17 protein-coding genes are annotated in these 18921 nt (G+C 70.9%); 5 read left to right on the top strand and 12 right to left on the bottom strand.

The window, feature by feature from the left end; genetic code table 11:
* Positions 1-85 precede the first annotated feature (85 nt).
* Positions 86-502: a type II toxin-antitoxin system VapC family toxin gene (locus O2L52_RS19375; RefSeq protein WP_270117563.1), complete on the bottom strand. Its 417-nt coding sequence runs from the start codon at positions 500-502 to the stop codon at positions 86-88.
* A complete protein-coding gene (locus O2L52_RS19370; protein WP_270117561.1) occupies positions 499-750 on the bottom strand; it encodes a FitA-like ribbon-helix-helix domain-containing protein in 252 nt (83 codons plus the stop codon). The genes O2L52_RS19375 and O2L52_RS19370 overlap by 4 nt, the downstream gene beginning before the upstream one ends.
* A 205-nt stretch (positions 751-955) precedes the next feature.
* Between O2L52_RS19370 and O2L52_RS19365 the strand changes: the two genes are divergently transcribed.
* Both O2L52_RS19365 and O2L52_RS19360 read left to right on the top strand, forming a co-directional pair.
* Entirely contained in the window at positions 956-1765 is an 810-nt protein-coding gene (locus O2L52_RS19365; RefSeq protein ID WP_270117560.1) for a CE1 family esterase, read from the top strand.
* A 55-nt stretch (positions 1766-1820) separates the two neighbouring features.
* Complete coding sequence (locus O2L52_RS19360; protein WP_270117559.1) at positions 1821-2588, top strand: SDR family NAD(P)-dependent oxidoreductase; 768 nt, start codon at positions 1821-1823, stop codon at positions 2586-2588.
* Here the strand turns inward: O2L52_RS19360 and O2L52_RS19355 are convergent.
* The 3 genes from O2L52_RS19355 to O2L52_RS19345 form a co-directional block, all read right to left on the bottom strand.
* Entirely contained in the window at positions 2585-3049 is a 465-nt protein-coding gene (locus O2L52_RS19355; protein WP_270117557.1) for an SAM-dependent methyltransferase, read from the bottom strand. The two genes, O2L52_RS19360 and O2L52_RS19355, sit on opposite strands and share 4 nt — an antisense overlap.
* A gap of 14 nt (positions 3050-3063) precedes the next feature.
* Positions 3064-4359, bottom strand: a complete 1296-nt coding sequence (locus O2L52_RS19350; RefSeq protein WP_270117555.1) for an MFS transporter — start codon at positions 4357-4359, stop codon at positions 3064-3066.
* 77 nt (positions 4360-4436) lie between these two features.
* Positions 4437-5747 (bottom strand): aminotransferase class I/II-fold pyridoxal phosphate-dependent enzyme, encoded by a 1311-nt coding sequence (locus tag O2L52_RS19345; RefSeq protein WP_344472495.1) that lies wholly within the window; start codon positions 5745-5747, stop codon positions 4437-4439.
* 50 nt (positions 5748-5797) lie between these two features.
* Between O2L52_RS19345 and O2L52_RS19335 the strand changes: the two genes are divergently transcribed.
* Entirely contained in the window at positions 5798-6415 is a 618-nt protein-coding gene (locus tag O2L52_RS19335; protein ID WP_270117553.1) for a pyridoxamine 5'-phosphate oxidase family protein, read from the top strand.
* A 355-nt stretch (positions 6416-6770) separates the two neighbouring features.
* Here the strand turns inward: O2L52_RS19335 and O2L52_RS19330 are convergent, their stop codons facing one another.
* The 5 genes from O2L52_RS19330 to O2L52_RS19310 form a co-directional block, all read right to left on the bottom strand.
* Positions 6771-7622, bottom strand: coding sequence for a ThuA domain-containing protein (locus O2L52_RS19330; RefSeq protein ID WP_270117552.1), 852 nt, complete (start codon positions 7620-7622; stop codon positions 6771-6773).
* A gap of 63 nt (positions 7623-7685) precedes the next feature.
* Complete coding sequence (locus O2L52_RS19325; protein ID WP_270117551.1) at positions 7686-8585, bottom strand: M23 family metallopeptidase; 900 nt, start codon at positions 8583-8585, stop codon at positions 7686-7688.
* Between the two features lie 121 nt (positions 8586-8706).
* The gene (locus tag O2L52_RS19320; protein WP_270117550.1) at positions 8707-9504 is read right to left on the bottom strand and encodes an ABC transporter permease; all 798 of its coding nucleotides are present in this window, start codon (positions 9502-9504) and stop codon (positions 8707-8709) included.
* Positions 9505-9514: 10 nt separating this feature from the next.
* Positions 9515-10321 (bottom strand): ABC transporter permease, encoded by an 807-nt coding sequence (locus O2L52_RS19315; RefSeq protein ID WP_270117549.1) that lies wholly within the window; start codon positions 10319-10321, stop codon positions 9515-9517.
* Positions 10318-11271: an ABC transporter ATP-binding protein gene (locus tag O2L52_RS19310; RefSeq protein WP_270117548.1), complete on the bottom strand. Its 954-nt coding sequence runs from the start codon at positions 11269-11271 to the stop codon at positions 10318-10320. Before O2L52_RS19310 ends, O2L52_RS19315 begins: the two co-directional genes overlap by 4 nt.
* Before the next feature lie 182 nt (positions 11272-11453).
* Between O2L52_RS19310 and O2L52_RS19305 the strand changes: the two genes are divergently transcribed.
* Complete coding sequence (locus tag O2L52_RS19305; RefSeq protein ID WP_270117547.1) at positions 11454-12503, top strand: fatty acid desaturase family protein; 1050 nt, start codon at positions 11454-11456, stop codon at positions 12501-12503.
* Between the two features lie 56 nt (positions 12504-12559).
* Here the strand turns inward: O2L52_RS19305 and O2L52_RS19300 are convergent, their stop codons facing one another.
* Together O2L52_RS19300 and dnaG are read right to left on the bottom strand one after the other, a co-directional pair.
* On the bottom strand, positions 12560-13522 hold the full coding sequence (locus O2L52_RS19300) for a DUF308 domain-containing protein (RefSeq protein ID WP_270117545.1): 963 nt from the start codon (positions 13520-13522) through the stop codon (positions 12560-12562).
* Positions 13523-13729: 207 nt separating this feature from the next.
* Positions 13730-15592, bottom strand: coding sequence for a DNA primase (gene dnaG / locus O2L52_RS19295; RefSeq protein WP_270117543.1), 1863 nt, complete (start codon positions 15590-15592; stop codon positions 13730-13732).
* A 322-nt stretch (positions 15593-15914) separates the two neighbouring features.
* On the opposite strand from dnaG, the gene O2L52_RS19290 reads away from it, so the two are divergent.
* Positions 15915-18842 carry a hypothetical protein gene (locus O2L52_RS19290; RefSeq protein WP_270117541.1) on the top strand — a complete coding sequence of 976 codons (2928 nt, stop codon included), beginning with the start codon at positions 15915-15917 and terminating at the stop codon, positions 18840-18842.
* The last annotated feature ends 79 nt before the right edge of the window (positions 18843-18921 follow it).

The following is an 18921-nucleotide window of genomic DNA, read 5'->3' as shown; positions in this document are numbered from 1 at the left end:
CCGGGCGCTTACCGCCCAAACCGCCCACCCGGTGGGGGCCCCACCTCAACGGGGCGCCCCACCCGCGCTTCAATGAATCAGTAAGTCATTCCCATGGGTTGATGAGCTCGATCCCGGTTCCAATGAAGTCCTTGATGTTCCGGGTGGCGAGAGTGAACCCGCGAGCCGCGCAGATCGCGGCGATCTGCGCATCAGGCTTGTCGATCGGTAGTCCGGCCGCGGATCTCTTGACCGAGATGATCGCGTAATGCTGCGCGGCCGCATGATCGTAGGGCAGGACTCTTCCGGAGAAGAACTCCTGCAACATGCCCTCGAAGTCATCCGTCAACCGTTTCCGCCTGGCGCCCTCATCGAGGCGGACGATGCCCTCCCAGGCTTCGCCGACCGTCACGGCGGTCACCGCGGTCTTTCGCTTGGACAAGTACCCGAACCAGGTGTATACACGCTCATTGCCGTTCGGGTTCGAGATCTCCGAAATCACGTTTGTGTCGAGGACGATCATTCGCCGAGCGGCACCAGCTTGCTCGGGTCCTTGCGGGAGGGGACCATGAGATCGGCGAGGCCGCCGCTCGAGGCGAACCGCCGCCGGATCAGATCAGCGAAGTTCTCGGGCTCCAGTTCCTGGTCGACCGGACGTTCGGCCGCCGCTTCCAGGATCTCCCTGACTTCGGCCTCCATCGATTGGCCGTGTTCGGCCGCTCGAACCCTCAGCCGTTCGTACACGTCCGGTCGGATACCTCGGATCGACATGGCCCTGGTGTCGGGCTCGGATTTCGCGGGCTTTGCTTCTGTCAACGTAACCACCCCCTGACGATACCGATGCTAGCACCGATTTTCGGGTCGGACACGCCGAAGTTTCGTTTTCCCCTCGGGAGCGTGGGCGGACTCGGTCCCTCCCGCATCCCGTCCGTTCGGAGGCTGGCGCTCCAGAGTGGAGTGCAATACGCTCCCACGCATGAAGCGCCTTTTCGGTGCGGCGGCACTCCTCTTCGCTCTGACCGCCTGCACCGCCGACGACCCCGAGCCCGCCGCAGACCTCGACTGCGAGCCGGGCCAGTTCACCGACGTGCCCGCAGCCGCCCTCGGCGACTACACGTACGAGGCGGCCTTCCAGTGCCCTGAGTCCGGCGCGCTCCTCCCGGCGGTCATCGTGCTACACGGCATGCCGAGCAACGGTTCGATGATGCGGGCCTCCTCCGGCATGGACACCCTGGCCGAGGAGGCCGGGTTCCTGGCCGTGTACCCGTCGAACCCGGACAACGAGTGGGACGCGCAGGCCGGGGGCGACGACGCCGCGTTCCTGTCCGACCTGATCGACGAGCTCGTCGCCGAGCACGGCGCCGACCCCGAGCGGATCTACCTGACCGGCTTCTCCAACGGCGGCGACATGACGCTGGCCGCCGCGGTCGGCCTCGGCGACCGCCTCGCCGGCGCCGCGGCCGTGGTCCCGGCCGGCACCTACGACACGCTCGCGCAGGTGGAGAGCATGGAGACGCCGATCCCCTTGGCCGCCTTCGTGGGGACGGACGACCCGCGCACCGACGGCCAGGCGGTCCTGGAGGCGTGGCGAGCGAAAGGGGCCTGCACAGAGGCCGAGCAGCGCTCGGGCGGCGACTTCGAGCGCGCCGCGTGGACGTGCGCCGGCGAGGTGCCGATGGTCGAGTACCAGGTCGACGGCGGCCACGTGTGGTTCGGCACCCCCGGTGCGACTGAGACGCTCTGGGCCAGCGCGGAGATCTGGGACTTCTTCACGGCGCTCGGGTGAACTCCCGCCGCCCGGCGGGTGCGGGGACTGGACGGGGCGGGCCATTATGAACGGTATGCAACTGAACAGCCCTGTCCTCATCACCGGTGCCAGCCACGGTCTGGGTATGGCCACGGCCTCGGTGCTCGCCGCCGACGGCGTGCCGCTGGCGCTCTGCGCGCGGAACGCCGCCCCGCTGAACGAGTTCGCCGAGAAGCTCCGCGCCGAGTTCGACGTCCCGGTCGCCACCAGAGCGCTCGACGTCAACGACACCGAGCTGATGGTCGAGTTCGTACACGAGGCCCAGCGGCGCCTCGGCGACCTGAAAGGCCTGGTCGCGAACGTGGGCGGGGCGCGCGGCCGGAGCATCGTCGACACCGAGCCGGACGACTGGGCCTACTCCCTGAGCGTCAACGTCACCAGCGCGATGACCGCCCTCCGAGCCTCGCTCTCGCAGCTGCGGCGCACCGGCGGCGCGGCGGTCCTGGTCTCCTCGATCTCCGGCACGAAGCCCTCCCCCGGCCTCGCGTACGGCTCGACGAAGGCCGCGCTCAACCACGCCGCCACGGTGCTCGGCCGCGAGCTGGGCCCGACCGGGGTGCGCGTCAACGCGGTCGCGCCCGGCTCGATGCTCATCCCCGACCGGAACTGGGACCGCCTGCGCCTGGCTGATCCCGGGCGCTACGAGGCGTTCCTGGAGGAGTTCCCGAACCGCGAGCTGCTCGACCCGAACGACGTGGCCGAGGTGATCGCCTTCCTCCTCTCGGACAAGGCGAAGGCGATCAACGGCGCGGTGATCCCGGTCGACGGCGGCCAGAACGCGCCCAGCGCCTACGGCTACTAGCCGAAGTACCCGTCCATCAGCTCGTCGGCCCATTCCGGTTGGGCCACTTCGTGCCTCGGGGCGAACTCGCGCAGGTACGGCTTGACGTCGAGCACCGGCGTGCCCGCGAGCGCGTCGAGGTCGCTCACCCGGATCGCGAGGCCGTCGACGCCGATGAGGCGGCAGCGGGAGACGCCGATCCGGTTGGGGCGGAAGGGGCCGCGGTGGGCGAAGACGCCGACCGGGGGCCAGGCGGGGTTGCCGCGCGCGGGCCTGGGCTCCAGGTTCACCTCGTGCTCCTCGATGCGGTCGAAGAGGAACACGACTTCGAGGTGGGTGTAGTCGGCGAGGCCCTGGGTCACGCTGGGCGCGAACCGGTCTGGGTCGAGGCGGATGACCGCTTCGACGCCGTCCCAGGCGTCCTCGAACCATTCGGTGCGGCCGCCTTCGACGTGGCCGACGGGTTGCATTTCGATGCGCATCGCTGCTCCTTCGATCAGGCGGGGGTGGGGGCGGGGCCGGTGAGCTTGCCCAAGAGGAACGGGAAGACGAGCAGGGCGACCACGGCGCACGAGACGCAGAGGATGCCGTAGCTGGCGTACTCGACGATGGGGCCGGAGGCGAGGCCCGCGGCCATGGCGGCCAGGCCCATGATCAGGTCCGAGAAGCCTTGCGTGGACGGGCGTTCGGCGGGGGTGATGGCGCCGGTGACGAGCGCGGCCGAGCCGACGGTCATGGCGGACCAGCCGACGCCGAGCAGGACCAGGCCGATCGGGAGGCGCACGTGATCGTCGGCGGGCGAGGAGCCCGAGACGGTGCAGGCGGCGACGAGGAGGGCGGTGCCCGCGATGAGGACGGGGCGCGCGCCGTGCTTGTCGACGAGGCGGCCGATGATCGGCGCGAAGGCGTACATGCCGCCGATGTGGAGGCCGAGGATGACGCCGACGACGCTGAGGGCCTCCTTCGGGTCGGCCATGCCGTGCTTGATGTGGACGGCGGTCATGGCCATGACGCCGACCATCACGAAGTGGCCGAGGGCGGCGGCGACGACGCCGGTGCGCACGGCCGGGTTGGCCTTCGCGGTCCGGTAGCCGTCCGCGATGGACCGCCTCGGGGCGTCGGTCTCGCCGCTGATCTCGCGGGCGGTCAGGAGCGGGTCGGGGCGCAGGAACACGAGGATGACCGCGGCCGTGAGGAGGCAGAGCAGGCCGATGGCCACCATGGAGCCGACGTAGGCGGGGCCGCCGAACCAGCCGGTCCAGACCCGCTCGGCGACGCCGGCGAGGGACGGGCCGGCGACCGAGCCGATCGTGGTGGCCCACACGATGAGCGAGAGGTGGGAGCCTCGGCGGGCGGCGGGGGCGAGGTCCGCTGCGGCGTACCGGGACTGGAGGCCGGCGAAGGAGGCCGCGCCGAGCAGGAAGTAGCCGGCGGTCGCGAGCACGGCGCTGCCGAGGTGGATCGCGGCGGCGACGATGAGGGTGCCGACGACCGCGCACCCGTAGCCGAAGGCGAGGCCGCCGCGGCGGCCGAAGCGCTCGGTGATGCGCACGGCCGGGACGACGACGAGCGCCGATCCGCCGACGAAGAGGCTCTGGGCGAGCCCGGTGAAGGTCGCCGAGCCCGTCATCTCCTCGATGAGCAGGGCGCCCACGGCGATGCCGATGCCGACGGCGAGGCCGCCGAGGACCTGGGTGAGGAAGAGGGTGCGCAGGACGCGCTGTTGGAGGGCCGCGGTGCCGGCGGGGTCGATCTCGGGCGGTGCTGCGGGGGGTGGCTGCTGGGCGGTCACGGGGTTCCTTTCTGGAGTTGTCGGCCGGATCGGGGGGATGCGGCCCGCGGCTCCTCCGGCGCGGGCCGGAGGGCCGGTCAGATCGTGGGCGACGCCGGCCCGGAGGCCTGCGCGACCGCGTCGGCCACCGCGTCGGCCCGCCCGGGGTCGAGCCGGGAGGTGCTGATGCGGATGCCCTGGTGGCCGTGGAAGGAGTAGGCCCGGCCGGGGGCGACGGCGAACCCGTTGTCGCGGAGGGCGACCACGGCGGCGGTTTCATCGGCGACGGGGACCCAGAGGTTGAGCCCGGCGCGGCCCCACGCCTCGATGCCGCGGGCGGCGAGCGCTTCGCGAAGGGCCCCTTGGCGTTCGGCGTAGACGCGGCCGGCGGTGGCGACGTGCTCCTCGACGACCTCGTCGGTCCAGGCGGCGATCACGAAGTGCTGCAGGATGCACGAGACCCAGCCGTGCCCGATGGCCATGCGGCCCTGGACGCGGGCCTTCGTGTCCGGGTCGGCGGCGACGAGGGCGGTGCGCAGGTCGGGCCCGTAGGGCTTGGAGGTCGAGCGCACGAACATCCACCGGTCGGCGGCGTCGGCGACGAAGTGCAGCGGGATCTGCGAGAGCTCGGCCCAGTGGTCGTCCTCGATCACGAACACGCCCCGGTGGCGGGCGACGACCGCGCGGAGGGCGGCGGCGCGTTCGGCGGTCACCGCTGCGCCCGTGGGGTTCTGGCCCCGCGAGGTGAGGATGAAGGCCTTCGCGCCCGCGGCGAGGGCGGCCTCGAGCTCGTCGGGCAGCGGGCCCTCGCCGTCGATCGCCACGGGGGTGACCTGGTATCCGGCCGAGAGCAGCAGGTCGCGGCCGTTGGACCAGGTCGGCTCCTCGACGGCCACGGTGTCGCCGGGTTCGAGCCGGGCCGCGAGGCCGCGTTCGAAGGCGTCCAGCGCGCCGGAGGTGACGGTGAGCTCGCCGTGCACGCCGTCGGCGGCGAAGCGGTCGCGGGCGAGGTCGAGCAGGTCCGGGCAGGGCCCGCCGTCGCGGTAGTTGCCGTGGACGATGTCGACGCGCGGCTTGAGGGCGGCGAGGTCGGGGAGCAGCTCCGGGTCGGGTTCGCCGGAGACGAGGTCGAGCACTCCCGTTGGGACCGTGAGGGTGCCGGTGGGGGTGAAGGCCGAGCGCTGGCGGATGAAGGTGCCCGCGCGGCCGCCGGTCTCGACGACGCCGCGTTCGCGCAGGCGCCGGTAGGCGGAGGCGACGGTGCCGGCGGCGACGCCGAGGTCGGCCGCGAGTTTGCGGACGGGGGGCAGGGTGCGGCCGGGCGCGAGCTGCCCGGAGCGCACGCCGGACTCGATGCTGGCGGCGATCTCGCTTGCCGCGGATCCGGTGATCTGATACTGTACCGACATAACCAGAGCATTGTACCAGTACATAAAAACGGCGTTAGGAGCCACCCCCGATGTCCGCCCTCGAATGCCCCCGCAGCGGCCGGTTCACCCCCACCGAGCGCACCACCCCCAACCGCTCCCGGGAGCGGGTCACCTACGAGCGCGACGCCGCCTACCAGGTGCTCGACGAGGCGCTGTTCGTCGACCTCGCGTTCGTCGGACCGGACGGCGCACCGCGCGTGCTGCCGACATTCCATGTGCGCGTTGGGGACACGCTGTTCGTGCACGGCTCCACGGGATCGAGCATGGGCCTGGGCGGGCGCGAGGGGTTCGCGGTGAGCGCCACCGCTACGATCGTCGACGGACTGGTCTACTCCAAGAGCTGGTTCCACCACTCCATGAACTACCGCAGCGTCGTGGTCCACGCGAACGCGCGGCTCGTGAGCGACCCGGCCGAGCGCTGGGACGTGTTCAAGGCCCTCATCAACCGGATGGGCGAAGGCCGCGCGGAGCGCTCGCGGGAGGCCAGCGACAAGGAGAACGCGATGTCGGCGCTCCTGGCGATCCCGCTGGAGGAGGTCTCGCTCAAGCAGCGTTCGGGACCGCCCGTGGAGGAGCCCGAGGACGAGGACCTGCCGTTCGACAACGGCGTCGCCCCCGTGACAACGACTGTTGTGGGACGGCTTTAGGCGGTGCTCAAGCACCCCGGGCGAGTCGGAATCCGAGTCCATTTGTTCGCTCGCAAGGCGGAAGGCCCTCCAGATACCGGTGTTGTATCTGGAGGGCCGACAACGAAGCGAGCGGGCAAATGGGCCGGATACCGGCCGGCGGGGGTGCTTGAGGATCGCCTAAACTGCGATCCGCGCGGTGCCGGATCGGGCTCGGCCTCTAGGCGATATGACCGTCCAGAGCGTGGGTCGTGGGAACTTCCCTTCGGGCCGGTCCGGCGCCGTCTGGCGCAGGAGGTGCACCGCGCGCATCGCGTACGGATCGGGCGGGCCGCTGTTCGAGACGGCCCGCCCGGTCACTGCTGCAGATCGGCCGCTACGCCTGCGTGGCGGCCGCTTCCTTTTCCGTCTCGGCCTTGTCCAAGCGCCACACCGCGATCGAGCCGCCGCCCGCGACCGCGACCACGAACAGCGCGAACGTCAGCGTGTACGGCCACGACGGCGCGGCGTCCTCGGAGTTCTGGACCATCGCGCCCTCTTCGCCCGCGCCCCACCAGATCGCCTGGCGGATGAGCTTCAGGAAGTCCCGGTCGCCCCAGGTCTTGCCCTCGCCGCCCGGCGAGGCGTAGAAGACCGGCAGCTCCTCGTTCACCCACGCCACCGCCTCGCCCGAGCCCAGCTGCGCCAGGATCGTCGAACCCGGCTGCGCCGGTGCGGGATCGAACCGGTACCAGTGCTCGGTGAGCTTGAGCTCCTCGTTGAGGCCGTCGGTGACCTGCGAGCCCGAGTTGAACGTGACGGCCTCCTCGGTCGCGGCCTCGGGCGGCGGCAGCGCAGTGGCGCTCAACGTCTCGTGGTACCAGGTCCAGTCCATCTCGCTCTGGACCGCGGAGTTGGTGGCGATGAGCCCGCCGCCCTGCTTCACGAACGTCTCGACCGACTCCTGCTGGGCCTCGTCGAGGAAGTCCGCGCCGGTGTTCACGAACATGACCACGTCGTACCGGCCGAGGTGCTCGAGGTCCTCCGGCCCGCCCTCGATGAGGGTGAAGTTCCAGCGCCGCGCCTCCATCTGGAGGCGCTCCAGCGCGTAGTCGGCCACGTCCTGCGCGCCGTTCCCGGTCGTGACGACCAGGACCTGCGGCCCTCCGGCGGCGAGCGCCGCCGAGGGGACGAAGGCGGGCGCGCAGGCCAGCGCGACGATCATGCACAGTCGCAGCAGGATTCTCACGCGCCCAGCCTAGCGGGCCCGGCGCCCGGGGGCGCTTTCGAGCCGGTCATTGGCACAGTGCCCTCAGCCGCAATGGCTCCAGGCACTGGTCCAGGTCGTCGTGCCGACCGAGCCGCCCCACTTGATGCAGGTGTTCGGCGCGGACTTCTTCACCGGCCCTGCGTAGTAGGCGAAGTTGCCCGAGTCGCGGGCGACGGTGCCGCCCTCGACCTGGAGGCTGGCCGAGACGGCGCTGGCGACGCCGACGCTCGTGTACTTGAGGGTCACGACGCAGTTGTAGCCGTTGGAGGCGTTGTACATGAGGTAGATCCGGCCGACGGTGCCGAGGGCGTGCGTGTTGATCTGGCTGTAGCCGGAGCCGCAGACCTCGCCGGGCGTGTACGGGTTGCTGCCGCCGCAGCCGTTGGAGGAGGTGATGGCCTTCTTGGTGCCCAAGGGGACCTGGACGCCCTCGACGACGGGGGTGACGACGGAGCCGGAGGCGTTGCGCTGCTCGTAGTGCAGGTGCGGGGCGGAGGAGCCGCCGGTGGAGCCGACGGTGCCGATGACGGTGCCCTGGGAGACGGACCTGGAGGTGCCGACGGCGCCGACCATGGTGGCAAGGTGCGCGTAGCGGGTGCGGGTGCCGTCGGAGTGGACGATCTGGACCCACTTGCCGTAGCTCGTGCTGCCCTCGTTGTAGAAGTAGGCGGTGCCGCCGGCGGTGGCGCGGACGTTCTCGCCGTTGATGGCGTCGGAGCCGTAGTTCTGCCAGTCGATGGTGTTCGACGGGTTGTGGCCGCCTGTCCAGTTGTTGGCGTTGAAGGTCTTGCTGCAGTTGAAGGGGCTCTTGTGGCTCACCGCTTGGATGGTGATCTCGCCGGCGTTCGCGGCGAGGCCCGGGGAGAGGAAGGCGGCCGCCGCGGCGAGGAGTGCGGCGGCGAGGAGCGCGAGGCGCCGCTGGACTGTGGGGGGAGGTCTCATGACAGAACGGTATCGAAGAAACGTTTCGTTGTGAAGGTCACATTTGAAGAATTTCTTCTTAAAGAACGAAGACGGCCGCGCCCTCCGCCAGGAGGACGCGGCCTGCTGCTTGACCTGCCTTCTATTTGTACAAGGCCTTCGCCAGCCGCTTCTGCGCGATCCACATGCCCGCCACGCACAGCGCCATGAGGTAGGCGATGTGCACGAGCATCATCGGGCCGACCTGGCCGAGGCTGAGGCCGCGCACCAGTTCGATGCCGTGGTACAGCGGCATGATGTAGACGATCGGCTGCGCGAACGCCGGGTAGGCCTCCACGGGCGTGAAGGTGCCGCCGAACAGGAACATGGCGAACACGACCGCGTTCATCCAGTCGAAGTCGACCCAGTCGCGGAAGAGGGTGGCGAGGGTGAGGCCGATCCCGGCGAAGGCCAGGGCGACGAACACGCACGCGGGCACCGCCAAGAGCGACCACCAGGAGTCGAGGAGGCCGAAGAGCCCCATGACGACCACGAACGCGCCGATGTAGGTGCCGCCGCGGATGAGCGCCCACCAGACCTCGCCGAGGGCGACGTCCCAGGGCCGCAAGGGGGTCGCGAGGATGCCGTCGTAGACCTTCATCCACTTGAACTTGGCGAACACGTTGATGGAGGTCTCGGCGAGCACGCCCATCATCGCGGCGTTCGCGAGGATCGCGGGGGCGACGTAGGCGGTGTAGGGGACGGTGGTGCCGTCGGGCAGGGTGATGTCCCCGACGAGCGCGCCGACGCCGAATCCGAAGGCGAACAGGAAGAGCAGCGACTCGACCGCGCCGGAGATCACGAGGATCCAGGCGCGGCGCATGGCCACCCAGTTGCGGTTGAGCAGGGCGCCCGAGGACTTCAGGGAGGCGCGGGCCGCGCCGTAGGCGATTACCGACATGCGTTGGCTCCTAGAAGTTCAGGCGGCGCTGGATGGCGTGGCGGGCGGCGAGCCAGCCGGCCACGGCGAGGGCCGCGAGGTAGGCGATGTGGAGGACCGGGGGCAGCGCGGGCGCGATGTCGGCGGTCGCGGCCCGGGCGAGCTCGGTGCCGTGCCACAGGGGCGAGAGCCACACGAGCGGTTGGAGGAACCCCGGCATCTCGCTGGCGGGGAAGAACACTCCGGAGAACAGCGAGATCGGCATGACGGCGAACCGGAAGATCATGTTGAGGTTCGCGTCGTTCCGCAGGCAGGTGGACCAGAAGTGGAGCCAGGGCGCCATCGAGGCCGAGACGAGCGCGGCGGCCACGACCGCGAACACCGCCCACCAGGAGTTGTAGACCCCGAAGAACGCGAGTACGACCGCGACGAGCGTGCAGTTCGTGTACGGCCGGAACACCGCCGCGTAGGCGAGGTGGCCGTTGAGCATGTCCACGGGGCGCAGCGGGGTGGCGCGCTGCGCGAGGTAGTGGCCGCCCCAGTCCGCGTAGCCGCCGAAGACGGGGAAGACCATGTCGTTGCCGAGCATCATGACGGCGACCGAGCAGATCAGGCCGGGGGCGATGAACGCGGCGTAGTCGAGGCCGCCGAGGGACGCCGGGTCGATGTAGGCGCCCACGCCGATGCCGATGGAGACCATGTAGAGGATCGGCAGGAGCACGGAGGTGAACACGGTGCCGTGCCAGACGTGCTTGTACAGGGCCAGTTGGAGGTTGAAGGCGCGCCAGGCGGCCTGGGCCGCGGTGGGGGCGGCGCGGTCGACGCTCAGTGCGGTCACGCTTCGTCCTCCACGAGGGCGCGGCCGGTGAGGCGCAGGAAGACGTCTTCGAGGCTCGCGCGGCGGGCCAGGACCGAGGTGGGGCTGATGGCGCGGGCCTCGAGCGCGGCGTTGGTGTCGTCCGCGCTGTCGGTGTAGACCAGGATCTTATCCGGCAGGGCCTCGATCTGGGCGCCGATCCCGTTGAGGGTCAAGGCGAGTTCGGCGAGCTCGGTGGTGTGGGCGGCGCCGAAGCGCAGCTCCACGACCTCCTTGGTGACGTGCGTGTCGATGAGCTCGCGCGGGGAGCCGGAGGCGATGATGCGGCCCTCGTCCATGACGACGAGGCGGTCGCAGAGCTGCTCGGCCTCGTCCATGTAGTGGGTGGTGAGCAGGATCGAGACGCCGCGCTGCTTGAGCTGGAACAGCCGCTCCCACACGAGGTGGCGGGCCTGGGGGTCGAGCCCGGTGGTGGGCTCGTCGAGGATCACCAGCTCGGGGTCGTTGATGAGCGAGCGGGCGATCGCGAGGCGGCGCTGCATGCCGCCGGAGAGCTCGCTGACCTGGTCCTTGGAGCGGGAGGAGAGCTGCACGAACTCGAGGAGCTCGGCGGCCCGGACCTTGGCGTCCTTCTTCTTGATGCCGAAGTAGCCGGCGTAGACCACCAGGTTCTCGAAGACGGTGAGCATCCCGTCGAGGGTGTTGTCCTGGGGTACGACCCCGAGGCGGGCGCGGATCTCGGCGCCCTGGGCGTGGGGGTCGCGGCCGAAGACCTCCAGCTCGCCGCCGGTGGGCTGCGAGACGCAGCCGATCATCCGCATCGTGGTCGACTTGCCCGCGCCGTTCGCGCCGAGGAAGCCGAAGGCCTCGCCGCGTCGGATCTCGAAGTCGACGCCGCGTACGGCTTCGTACTCGCCGTAGCTTTTCCGCAGGTCGACGGCGCGCACCAGGATCTCATCGTCATGTGGCATGGGGCAACCCTAAGCCCGGCGCCCGACAGAGTACAACAGATTTTGAAGCGAATCCTTCATAAATACCGGCCAGTAAAGGTAGTGCTTGCCCTACCCCCATTGAGGGGCCAGCGGTAGTTACAAATCACAGACCACGGGGAAGGATTAAGGGGTCGAAGTTTCCCGACAGAACGGACCTTTCCATGACGCTCATCGCCGACCAGGCGCCGCAGGCCCCCGAGAAGCCGCGGACCGGCAGCGACTTCGCCGAACTCGGCCGCCGGATCAACGAGGCCGGGCTGATGGCCCGCCGCCCCGCGTACTACGTGATCCGGTTCTCGCTCATGTCTGCGGTGTTCGTCGGCGGCTGGGCCGCATTCGCGCTGATCGGGGACACCTGGTTCCAGATGTTCACGGCCGTCTTCATGGCGCTCGTCAGCACCCAGGTGGCGTTCCTCGGCCACGACCTCGCGCACCGCCAGGTCATCCGCAGCCGCGCGACCTCCGAGCGCCTGGGCTGGTTCACCGGCAACCTCGCCAACGGCATGGGCTACGGCTGGTGGAACGACAAGCACAACCGCCACCACGCCAACCCCAACCACGAGGAACTCGACCCCGACGTCTCCCCCGGCCTGTTCTCCTGGTCCAAGCGCCAGGCCGGCTTCGCGCAGGGCTTCAGCAGGTTCTTCGGCAAGTACCAGGCGGAGCTGTTCTTCCCGATCCTCCTCCTCGAGGGCATCAACCTCAACTGGTCCGGCATCAAGTCGGTCATCAAGCCCGGCCTGAAGAACCGCGGCTGGGAGGCCCTGTTCCTGGCCGTCCACTGGGCCGCCTACCTGGCCGCACTGTTCATCGTGCTCTCCCCCGGCAAGGCCATCGTCTTCTTCCTCGTGCACAAGGCCGTCTGGGGCCTGTACATGGGCTCGGTGTTCGCGCCGAACCACAAGGGCATGCCGACCTTCGTCGGCGAGACCGAGCTGGACTTCCTCCGCAAGCAGGTGCTGACCTCCCGCAACGTCAAGGGCGGCTGGTTCACCAACTTCGCCCTCGGCGGCCTGAACTACCAGATCGAGCACCACCTCTTCCCGGCCATGCCCTCGATCAACCTCGCCAAGGCGCAGCCGATCGTCGAGGAGTTCTGCGACGAGAAGGGCATCCCCTACCACGCGACCGGCCTGATCCAGTCCTGGCGCGAGGCCCTCACCGAACTCCACGCCCACGGCGAGCCGCTGCGCAACGCGGCCAAAGCTTAAGCAAGGAACACCACGACAGCCGCCCGCGGAATCCGCGGGCGGCTGTTCGCGTCCGTTCAGGAGGTGGCCACGAAGTACCGCGGGCCCGATTCCCAGTACTGCTCGACGCTGATCACCGCCTCCTCGACGCCGGCGGTCGGCACCGCGACGCAGACATTGCCGGTCGCCGTCCCGCCGGCGTAGACCTCGGGCGCCAGATAGAGGTCGTCGGGGACCACGGCGCCGCAGATGTCGGTGTACAGCGTGTTGTCGAAGTAGACGCCGAACAGGAGGTCGTCCCAGGCGAGCCGGGACTCCTCCCCCTCGTACACGGCGTCGACCTGGAACATGAAGTACTGGTGTCCCGGTTCGGGGGGAACGGAGAACTCGTCCACGACGAGCGAGTCGGTGGCGTCGGGGACCACCTTGCCGATCGTGAGCTTCCAGGACCCGGACGCTATCTCGCTGCCCGCCGGGAGCGGCGCGGTCGGGTCGGTCCCGTCGACGATCTGGTCCTTCGGCGCGTTCCCGTGGCCCGCGCCGTCGTCGGTCTCCGCATCGGTCCCGCCGTCGGTCCCGGTCTCGTAGTCCGTGGGCCAGTCCTCGATGAAGTCCTCCGCGGCCTTGCCCACTGCCACGGTCACGACCGTGGCGACGATCAATGCCAGCACCGCCAGGCCGATGCCGATGATCGACATCAGGCGGTGGGACTTGAAGATCCCGACGATGCCGAGCACGATGCCGGTGAGCGCGAAGAGCCCGCCGATGAAGATCCCCGCGACCGGGATGCCGCTGAACAGCAGCGCCGCGCCGCCGAAGACGAGCGCGAGAATCGCGATGGTCTTGGAGGGGCCCCCCGCGCCGTCCACCGGCGCGCCGGGCGGCGGCGGATAGTACGGCGGCGGCCCCGGAGGCGGTTCGTACGGCTGCGGGCCGCGAGGCGGCTCGTACGCCGGGCCGGTCGGCCGCTCGAACCCCTCAGGAGGCGGCTCATTCGGCGGATACTGCTCGGGCGGCGGCGAGGCGGGTGGCTGGGACATGACTCCCCCTCCAGATGCGGCTGCCGCCCACGCTGCGATGAAACACTCGGCCGTTGAGCGGCATGCCTATTACCTGCATCACAGCATGAGAACGAGAGGCTGTCTCGGATACCGACCGGTTCCCGGACTCCTCGAGCGTGCGCTCATTCGACAGAGTTATTCGGCCGAGCATTCGACCCAGCTATTCGACCGAGCTGTTCAACCCAGCTATTCGACCGCGTTCGCCGCTTGGTCCCGCAGCGACCGCACATGCTGCTCCAAGCCCATGAGCTGCCCGAACAGCTTCATGTACTCGTCCTTGTCAGTACTCGGGTTGATGCGCTGCAGGCGGCGCTTCAGATCGGCGACCTCCGCCTCGACCACCGGCCGCTGGATGCGCGCCAGGATCGTGCGCACGTAGAGGCCGTCAGGCTCGCCCGCCAGCCGCAGCTCCTCCACCGCGAGCTCGCTCACCAGCGCGCCCGCGGCGATCTCCGAGCACGCGCTCTGCACCGCGGCGATCCAGTTCGGGCCCGCGGCGGCCCTGGCCGCTCCCCCGGCCGCCGCGACGGCCTCGCGGACCGCCCGGTAGTTCGGGTCCGTGTACGGCGTCGAGTCCACCGCGTCGAAGTACGGACCGGCGATCTGGGGCTGCTGCAGGGCGACCTTCAAGACCTCGCGCTGCGCGCGCAGCTGCGTCGAGTCCGTCCGCTGCACCCGCTTCGGACCCTCCGGGGCCTCCGGCTGCTGGCCCGCGGCGGCGCCCTGCACGGCCCGGCGCAGCTCCGCCTTCTCCTTGCCCAGGCGCCCGGCGTAGACGCCGATGTACTCCTCGACCAGGCCCCTGTCCTTGACCCGGGCCAGGAGCGGCGCGATCGCGCGCGTGGCGTGCAGGCGGCCCTCGGCCGTGTCCAGGTCGTGCTTGGCGATCGCGCGCTCCAAGGCGAACTGCACCAGCGGCGTGTGCCGCTCGATGAGCTCCCGCACCGCCGCGTCACCGGCGCTCTGGCGCAGCTCGCACGGGTCCTGCCCGCCGGGCGTGACCGCGATGTACGTCTGGGAGACGAACCGCTGCTCCTCGTCGAAGGCCTTGAGCGCGGCGCGCTGGCCGGCCTCGTCCCCGTCGAAGGTGAAGATGATGCGCCCGTCCGCCGACTCGGAGTCGAACAGGAACCGCCGCAGGATCCGGATGTGGTCGGGGCCGAACGCGGTGCCGCAGGTGGCGACCGCCATCGGGACGCCCGCCAGGTGGCAGGCCATGACGTCCGTGTACCCCTCGACGATGACGACCCGGCCGGTCTTGGCGATCTCCTTGCGGGCCAAGTCGATTCCGTACAAGACCTGGGACTTCTTGTACAGCGGCGTCTCAGGGGTGTTCAGGTACTTGGGGCCCTGGTCGTCGTCGAAGAGCTTGCGGGCGCCGAAGCCGATGACCGCGCCCGAGGAGTCGCGGATCGGCCAGACCAGGCGGCGGCGGAAGCGGTCGATGAGGTTGCCGGTGCGGGAGGGCTTGGCGAGCCCGGCCGTGTTCAGCTCCTCGGCCGTGAAGCCCTTGGCGCGCAAGTGCTTCGCCAGCGCGTCCCACGAGTCGGGGGCGTAGCCGCAGCCGAAGGTCGCGGCGGCCCCGCGGTCGAAGCCGCGGGCGGTGAGGAACTGGCGGGCGGTCAGCGCCTCGGGGCTGAGCAGCTGCTTCGTGTAGAACTCGGCCGCCGCGGTGTGGGCGTCGAGCAGGCGCTGCTTGAGGCCGGGCGCGTTGGACGGGCCGCGCTGCACGCGGCCGTCGACGTCCTCGTACGTGAGCTTGAGGCCGGCCCTGGCGGCGAGCCGCTCGACCGCCTCGATGAAGGTGAGGCCGTCGAGCTCGGTGAGGAACGTGATGGCGTCGCCGCCGACGCCGCAGCCGAAGCAGTGGTAGACGCCGCGCGCGGGCGTCACGTTGAAACTCGGCGAGCGCTCGTCGTGGAACGGGCACAGGCCCTTCAGATTGCCGCCGCCGGCGTTGCGCAGGGTGACGCGCTCGCCGATGACATCGGCGATATCCACGCGCTCGCGCACCAGCTGGATATCGGCGTCCCGGATTCGCCCCGCCACTGTTCACCTCTTCTCGCTGCCCCACCATTCTGCCCGGTCCCCCCGACAACCCGCTCGCAGACGCCGCCCGGTGTGAGCACCGAACCGGAAGCGGACCCCCGGCCCGCGCGCGCTGCGTAGCCGCTTGACCCCGTTGCGGTACCGCAGGTGAGTGATCGGCCACCATGGACGGGTCGCGGAGGTCACGTCGCGAATCGGGTTCGCGGAAACCGTTGGCGCAGATCAGAACCGGTGCGCATGCCCGCTGTACCATGGTTGTGGTCAGCAATTTTCCCGACCACGCCTCACGCGAGCGCGGTCCGATCCGCTAGAGTCGCCTATCATGCCGGACCCATCGCCCGAGCAGCCGCCCTCCTGGCCTCCCACCAGTGAACCGGCGGCCACACCCACCAATCCGCCCCGAATCACCGCGCGCGGAGTGGGCCACCTGCCTTCCAAAGCGCCGGCTCCCGCGACTCCGGAGGACGAGCCTTCGGCGGCCGACCGGTTCCTGCGCCCGCCGCCCAGCGGCGGCGCCTTCGGCGACCAGGCCGGCGCGTACGAGGAGCTCGACCCCGAGTCGCGCCGCAGCGAATGGGGCGCGTTCGACGACGCGACCCCGGAGGTGCCGCAGCAGCCGGGGCCGCAGCACGGCGGCGCGCCCTACGGTGAAGCACCGTTCGCCGGCGCGCAGCGCCAGCCGCAGTACAGCGCTCCCGAACCCCAGCAGCCCGCCTACCAAGAGCCCCCTGCGCCGCAAGGCGACTGGAACGGGCAGGGCGACGCGGACGCACCCGACTGGCCGCCGAAGTCGAGCCAGGAGTGGATGCACCAGCAGTCCCAGACCGGTTGGGGCCTGACCAGCGGCGGTGCCGCCTGGACCGGTGCGGGCGAGGTCCCGCCGCCGGCCGCGGCCCCGGTGCCGGAGGCGCCCGTCGAGCAGGCGTTCCGCCCGAAGGACGGAACGCCGTTCGCCGCGCAGCAGCAGGCCCCCGGGTTCGACCCGCCGACCTACGACGCGCCGCGCCAGCCCGCCCAGGGCGAGAGCCTCGAGTTCCCGGAGCTGCGCTCCGATCCGTACGAGGCGGACGTCTACGGCCACAACCAGTACCGCGGCGAATCGGGCGGCCAGGACCTCTACCAGTCCGACCCGTACCAGGCCGAGCGGCTGCAGGCCGAGGCCCAGCAGGCCCGCGAGGAGTACCAGGCGCAGCAGCAGTCCGAGCCGTTCCCGCCCGTGCCGCAGCAGCCCTCCTATGGGGAGCAGCGCACCGGCGCGCCGTTCGGTTCGGGCGCAGACGCGTTCGGCCCGACCGGTGGCGCGGCCGAGCCGCAGCAGGACCCGTTCGCGGCCGCGCCGCAGCAGGACCCGTTCGCGGCCGCGCCGCAGGACCAGTTCGCCCAGCAGGACCCGTTCCCCGTTGCGCCGCAACCGGACCCGTACGCGCAGCAGGAGGCCGTCCCGGCCCCGCCGCAGTCCGCGTACGGCACCCCGGGCGGGTACGGCGACCAGCCGTCGGGCGCGCATTCGGTCTACGCCGAGCAGGCCGCGCCTGTTGCGGCGCCCGATGCGGTTCCCGCCCAGCGCACCGCCGAGCCGGCCGAGAAGAAGCCCGAGCCCTCGGCCGAGTCGCCGTCGGGGCCCATCCGCGTCGCCCCGCCGACGCACCGCGGGGTCCGCTACGCCATCTATGGCATCGGCGGCCTCATCACCCTCGGCCTGATCATCGGCATCGTGCTCATGCTCGGCGCCGAACCGCCGCGCGAGCCGACCCAGCCGGGCGGCGACGGCGAGGGCGACTCCTCGGCCGAGAGCCCCGGCTCCGACGAGGCCCTGACCCCCGAGCGCTACACCGAACTGGCCGCCGCCGCCGGCACCGCCGAGTGGTTCTCCTGGCGCTACGGCGAAGCGGGCGAGAACGGCGCCGAAGAGCTCGCCGCGGCGAGCGGCGACGTGCTCGCCACCGAACCGCTGCTCGGCGACGCCGACCGCAGCATCCAGGGCCAGCTCGGCTACGTCACCGACGAGTCCGGGCTGACCGGGATCGACCACGTCACGGTCGTCGAGTCGACCGACGAGTCGCTGGGCCTCACCCCCCGCTCCGGCGGGCGCTTCACCGACGAGGGCCGGCCCGAACTCGAACTGCAGGAAGGCGCGACCGCCGACTGCATCGCCGGCCTCGGCGGCGAACTCGGCAAGCCGGTCGCCATGGCGCGGCCCGAGCAGAGCGCCGAGGTCAACGCGCACTCCGTGATCGCGTTCTCCTCCGGCATCGTCGCCACCGCGGGCATCAGCGGCGCGCAGGGCGGCACCTGCCTCCAGCTGCCGGCCGGGCAGGTCCCCACGGACGTGGCGCTCACCGACGGCAACGAGCTCGCGCTCGTCACCACGTGGACGCCCGAGTCGCAGACCGGTTCGCTGGTCGTGATCGCCTTGGGCGACAAGAAGGGCTCGTACCAGTCCAGCTGGTCGCAGTCCTACCCCGGCCTGCCGAACCCGGGCCACTTCGGCGAGGCCGAAGTCCTCGGCACCATCGAGCTCCCGTTCACCGCGCCGACCTCGGTCGACGCATGGTCGAACTCGGGCGGCTCGCTCTCGGCCGAACGCAGCGACGTCGCAGAAGGCGCCGGACGCGACCAGGTCGCGACCGCGGGCTACGCGATCGTGGGCGACCTGAGCGCCGGCCAGGTCACCACGGTCGATCTCACCTCGACGCTGGAAGGCCTCGCGGCACTGCACTACGACAGCACCGAGTTCGCGTTCGACGCGACCGCCGGTGAAGCGGTCGGCTTCGACGGCGGGGTCGCCGACGTGGCCGCCGCCGAGGGCGCCTCGGCCGTCGCCACCGCCGACGGCACCGTGCGCGAACTCGACGGCGCGCTCAAGGAGACGGCCGCGACCGAGGTCGGTGCGAACCCGACCTGCCTGGTCGTGGGCACGCAGAGCGGTGCGTTCATCGCGACGAGCCGCGGCGAGGCCACCGTCAGCTGGGTCTCGGGCGGCGAGGTCACCAAGGAGCTCGCCGACTCGCGCATGGCCGACCCGCTGTGCGCCTCCGAGACGCCCGCGCTGAACGCGAAGGGCTACGACGGCACCGCCGCGGTCGTCCTGGTCTCGGACTACACCGGCCAGAAGCTCCACTCGTACCTCGACGGCCAGGCCTCGATCCCCGGCGGCGGGACCGCGGGCGGCGACGGGTTCTCCTACGCGGGGGCCTACGAGGTCGCGGGCAACCCGTGGGGCGCCTCGGTGACCGTGGACCTCGAGTAGACGAAGACCGATCGAAGGGCGCCCGGGGGGCGCCCGGGGGGCGGGGGCGGGGGCCGCGGGCCGGGGGGCGCGGGGCCGG

It is taken from the genome of Glycomyces algeriensis, assembly GCF_027622855.1.
Classification (GTDB): Bacteria; Actinomycetota; Actinomycetes; order Mycobacteriales; family Micromonosporaceae; genus Glycomyces; species Glycomyces algeriensis.
This window is presented reverse-complemented; position numbering and strand designations above follow the sequence as displayed.

What these genes read in the sequence shown, in the direction of transcription:
- O2L52_RS19305 (WP_270117547.1), top strand. Translation starts at nt 11,454, where the DNA reads ATGACGCTCATCGCCGACCAGGCGCCGCAGGCCCCCGAGAAGCCGCGG.
- O2L52_RS19365 (WP_270117560.1), top strand. Translation starts at nt 956, where the DNA reads ATGAAGCGCCTTTTCGGTGCGGCGGCACTCCTCTTCGCTCTGACCGCC.
- O2L52_RS19355 (WP_270117557.1), bottom strand. Translation starts at nt 3,049, where the DNA reads ATGCGCATCGAAATGCAACCCGTCGGCCACGTCGAAGGCGGCCGCACC.
- O2L52_RS19345 (WP_344472495.1), bottom strand. Translation starts at nt 5,747, where the DNA reads ATGTCGGTACAGTATCAGATCACCGGATCCGCGGCAAGCGAGATCGCC.
- O2L52_RS19300 (WP_270117545.1), bottom strand. Translation starts at nt 13,522, where the DNA reads ATGTCCCAGCCACCCGCCTCGCCGCCGCCCGAGCAGTATCCGCCGAAT.
- O2L52_RS19320 (WP_270117550.1), bottom strand. Translation starts at nt 9,504, where the DNA reads ATGTCGGTAATCGCCTACGGCGCGGCCCGCGCCTCCCTGAAGTCCTCG.
- O2L52_RS19325 (WP_270117551.1), bottom strand. Translation starts at nt 8,585, where the DNA reads ATGAGACCTCCCCCCACAGTCCAGCGGCGCCTCGCGCTCCTCGCCGCC.
- O2L52_RS19360 (WP_270117559.1), top strand. Translation starts at nt 1,821, where the DNA reads ATGCAACTGAACAGCCCTGTCCTCATCACCGGTGCCAGCCACGGTCTG.
- O2L52_RS19310 (WP_270117548.1), bottom strand. Translation starts at nt 11,271, where the DNA reads ATGCCACATGACGATGAGATCCTGGTGCGCGCCGTCGACCTGCGGAAA.
- O2L52_RS19370 (WP_270117561.1), bottom strand. Translation starts at nt 750, where the DNA reads ATGTCGATCCGAGGTATCCGACCGGACGTGTACGAACGGCTGAGGGTT.
- O2L52_RS19290 (WP_270117541.1), top strand. Translation starts at nt 15,915, where the DNA reads ATGCCGGACCCATCGCCCGAGCAGCCGCCCTCCTGGCCTCCCACCAGT.
- O2L52_RS19335 (WP_270117553.1), top strand. Translation starts at nt 5,798, where the DNA reads ATGTCCGCCCTCGAATGCCCCCGCAGCGGCCGGTTCACCCCCACCGAG.
- O2L52_RS19375 (WP_270117563.1), bottom strand. Translation starts at nt 502, where the DNA reads ATGATCGTCCTCGACACAAACGTGATTTCGGAGATCTCGAACCCGAAC.